This is a genomic window from Glaciimonas sp. Gout2 (assembly GCF_035018905.1).
Lineage (GTDB): Bacteria > Pseudomonadota > Gammaproteobacteria > Burkholderiales > Burkholderiaceae_D > Glaciimonas.
Map to the genome: position 1 here is coordinate 1 of NZ_JASJXA010000093.1, position 4,203 is coordinate 4,203.

A 4,203-nucleotide genomic window follows, 5' to 3' on the forward strand; every position below is an offset into this window, starting at 1 on the left:
TCTTATGAAATTGTTTTCGTCAATGACGGCAGCCGCGATACGTCAGCCGCGGTTTTGGCCGAGCAGTTCCGGTTACGTCCGGATGTTACTCGGGTAGTGTTGTTTAATGGCAATTTTGGCCAACATATGGCGATTCTCGCGGGCTTTGAAAGTAGTCGGGGTGAGATTATCATCACATTGGATGCTGATCTTCAAAATCCACCAGAAGAGATTCGCCATCTGGTTGCCAAGATGCGTGAAGGATATGATTATGTCGGATCGATACGCCGACAGCGCCAGGACTCGATATGGCGCACCATTGCCTCCAAGGTAATGAACCGAATACGCGAAAAAATCACACATATCAAAATGACAGATCAGGGCAACATGCTGCGCGCATACGGACGCAACGTTGTTGATTTGATAAATCAATGCAAAGAAGTCAATACTTTCGTCCCTGCACTGGCATACACATTTGCCCGCAAACAGACCGAAATCACTGTTGAACATGAAGAGCGCTCGGCTGGTGAATCTAAGTATTCACTGTATAGTCTCATTCGGTTGAATTTCGATTTGATAACGGGCTTCTCCCTGATTCCGTTACAGTTATTTTCACTCGTTGGTATAGTGCTGGCTTTTGGATCTGCCGCGTTGTTCATTTTGTTGCTAATACGGCGCTTCGTGTTGGGCGCAGAGGTTCAGGGACTTTTCACGTTGTTCGCAATCAACTTTTTCCTGATGGGGATGATTTTGTTTGGCATCGGTTTAGTAGGTGAATACGTCGGTAGGATTTATCAGCAAGTGCGTGCACGTCCGCGATATGTCATTCAAGCGGTGCTGGAGCGAACCAGTCCTGAGGATATGGGCGCATCATGAAAGCGGTTGTCTTTGCTTACCATAACGTCGGCGTACGTTGTCTGAAGGTGCTTTTGGCGCGTGGCGTTGATGTAGCGTTAGTCGTCAGCCACGAGGACAATCCGCAAGAAACTATCTGGTTCGACTCGGTTTCAGCCTTATGTCAAGAACAGGGTATTCCGGTCGTTACACCCGCAGATCCGAGCGACCCAGAGCTATTTGCACAAATTTCCGTTTTAAAACCTGATTTTATTTTCAGTTTTTATTACCGTCACATGTTGTCCGTTAAATTGTTAGCGCTCGCCACACATGGCGCTTTCAACATGCACGGTTCATTGTTGCCAAAATATCGGGGACGCGTACCGATCAATTGGGCAGTGTTACACGGTGAAACCGAAACCGGCGCGACGTTGCATAAAATGGCGCTCAAACCTGATGCCGGTGTTATCGTTGCACAAACATCAGTCCCTATTTTGCCTGACGATACCGCTCACGAGGTATTCGGCAAAGTAGTCGTAGCGGCTGAGCAGACGCTATGGAATGCCCTACCAGCGATGTTAGCGGGCGCAATACCGGCAATCCCGAACAATCTATCGCAGGGAAGCTATTTCGGCGGTAGAAAGCCAGCTGACGGCAAGATAGACTGGCAACAAACAGCACAATCAGTGTACAACCTGTATCGTGCAGTAGCGCCGCCCTATCCCGGCGCATGGACTGTCTTGGACGATGTTACTTTTGTGATAGAAAATGCCCGTCTTTCTAAAATCCCGATGACAAATTTGCCTATCGGCCTGGCGGTGGTGGATAATTGCATTTTTGGGGTGTGCGGCGATGGTCGCGCGCTGTTAATCAAAAGTTTGTCAGCGAATGGGAAGGCCGTGACAGCGCAAGCGCTACAAACGATGCTTTAGTAGATTTACAACAAAACAATCTGGCAATGTCGCCCGCCCTTCGACTATTTATCGAAGCGAAGTCTCAAACTATCGTGCTTATAAAAATAGCAGCGTTTAAGATTTTGGCGGTGACGCACTGTACCAATTAGAACAACAACCTATTAAACGATATCAATATGAAAAAAGTTCTTATTCTCGGCGTTAACGGCTTCATCGGCCACCATCTATCCAAGCGTATTTTGGACACCACCGACTGGCACGTATACGGTATGGACATGATGACCGACCGAATTACTGATCTGCTGGAAAACGAAGAATACAAATCGCGCATGCACTTCTTTGAAGGCGACATCACCATCAACAAGGAGTGGGTCGAATATCACGTCAAAAAATGTGACGTCATTCTACCTTTGGTCGCCATCGCGACACCGTCAACGTACGTCAAAAAACCATTGCGTGTCTTCGAACTAGATTTTGAAGCAAATCTACCGATCGTGCGATCAGCAGCAAAATACGGTAAACATTTGGTATTTCCTTCGACTTCTGAAGTTTATGGCATGTGCCATGACGAAGAGTTCGATCCAGAAGCATCTGAATTAATTTGCGGCCCGATCAACAAACCACGGTGGATTTATTCTTGCGCCAAGCAATTAATGGATCGCGTGATCTGGGGTTATGGCATGGAAGATGGCCTGAACTTCACCTTGTTCCGTCCATTCAACTGGATTGGCGCTGGCCTGGATTCTATCCATACGCCAAAAGAAGGTAGCTCCCGTGTAGTAACGCAATTCTTTGGTCACATCGTTCGTGGCGAAAATATTTCTCTGGTCGACGGTGGCGAGCAAAAACGCGCGTTCACTTATATCGACGATGGTATCGATGCATTGATTAAAATCATCGCTAATAAAGATGGTATTGCTAGCGGCAAAATCTACAATATTGGCAACCCGATTAACAACTATTCCATCCGTGATCTTGCGGACATGATGTTGAAATTGGCTGCCGAGTACCCTGAATACGCAGACTCTGCCAAGGACGTTAAACTGATCGAAACGACTTCCGCTGAATACTACGGAAAAGGCTATCAGGACGTGCAAAACCGTGTGCCAAAAATCACAAACACTTGCGATGAGTTGAACTGGAAGCCGACGACCAATATGGCGGATACTTTGCGCAATATTTTTGATGCTTATCGCGGTCAGGTCGCAGAGGCGCGTGCCTTGATGGATTAAACTAACGTGTTAATAGGCGTAATCTGTTTCCTTGCGCCTATTAACAAGTCACCAAAGATTAAATTCGTTTCATTATTGCTGCTGCTGACTAACTCATAGTCACAAAAAAACAGCTCTCCTTCAACCGCGCTACGCGGGTCAACACCACCTTCAGGTATTACACCAACCTTGGCTCTCCTTACCCTAAAAATCGACGCTGACACCTATCGCGGCACGCGCGAGGGAATACCTAACCTGGTGCGTCTGCTCACCAAATATCAAGCCAATGCAACGTTCTTGTTTTCGCTTGGTCCAGACCATACCGGTTGGGCATTAAAACAGGTATTCAGACCGGGTTTTTTCAAAAAAGTGTCGCGTACCTCAGTCGTTGAGCATTACGGCCTCAAAACACTGATGTACGGCGTTTTATTGCCAGCACCAGATATCGGGAAAACCTGCGCCAGTTACATGCAGGCCGTACACGCGGCAGGTTTTGAGTGTGGCATCCATACCTGGGATCATCGTGTCTGGCAAGATCACGTGCGCCAAAGGGGCGCGGCATGGACTCAAAGTACGATGCAACGGTCATTTGATCGCTTCAAAAATATTTTTGGCTTTGCTCCCAAAACACATGGCGCTGCCGGTTGGCAAATGAATCCCTATGCTTTCGAACAGCTTGAAGTTTTTAACATAGCTTACTCATCCGATGGCCGGGCTATGCTAACCGAATCTGGCGCATTAACTGACCAATTGGCTGGGCCACATCGCTTAAGTGTAAGCGGCGTAACGTTACCTTGCGTGCAGCTTCCAACCACCCTGCCGACGTTAGACGAACTACTGGGACGCACGATCAATGGTGTTGAGTTGAATGTTGTAAATATTGCGGCACACTTGCTGAAATTAACGGCCGAGCCACGTGATCATGTATTTACATTGCACGCGGAACTTGAAGGACAAAAACTCGCCCCAATATTTGAACAGTTGCTGCAAGGATGGCGGGCGCAAGGTTACGAGTTGGTTTCCATGGAAGACTATTATCTGAAGATAAAAGATCAGTCCATGCCTACTTTGCCGATGCACTGGGCAGAATTGCCAGGCCGTTCTGGCGACATGATCATGCAAGCCAGCGTTTGATGCAATTAACTGCAATCTCTCTGAGCTGGTAATTATTTTATATATTTCATTCAGAGAAGAGGACAAAAAGTGACAGATCAAGCATCCATCATTAACATGACTGTTCCCGAATTTTCCGCGCCGATGACTGG

General features: G+C 47.3%; 4 protein-coding genes. All 4 read left to right on the plus strand.

Annotation, left to right across the window (positions count from 1 at the left end; translation table 11 throughout):
- A partial coding sequence (locus QN379_RS23050) for a glycosyltransferase (RefSeq protein WP_323507722.1) occupies positions 1–855 on the plus strand: 855 nt, incomplete at its 5' end.
- Positions 852–1,745, plus strand: a complete 894-nt coding sequence (locus tag QN379_RS23055; protein ID WP_322238425.1) for a formyltransferase — start codon at positions 852–854, stop codon at positions 1,743–1,745. The genes QN379_RS23050 and QN379_RS23055, both read left to right, overlap by 4 nt.
- Positions 1,746–1,903: 158 nt before the next feature.
- On the plus strand, positions 1,904–2,959 hold the full coding sequence (locus tag QN379_RS23060) for a bifunctional UDP-4-keto-pentose/UDP-xylose synthase (RefSeq protein WP_322238423.1): 1,056 nt from the start codon (positions 1,904–1,906) through the stop codon (positions 2,957–2,959).
- A gap of 168 nt (positions 2,960–3,127) precedes the next feature.
- The gene (locus QN379_RS23065) at positions 3,128–4,072 is read left to right on the plus strand and encodes a xylanase (protein WP_323507723.1); all 945 of its coding nucleotides are present in this window, start codon (positions 3,128–3,130) and stop codon (positions 4,070–4,072) included.
- Positions 4,073–4,203: the final 131 nt, after the last annotated feature.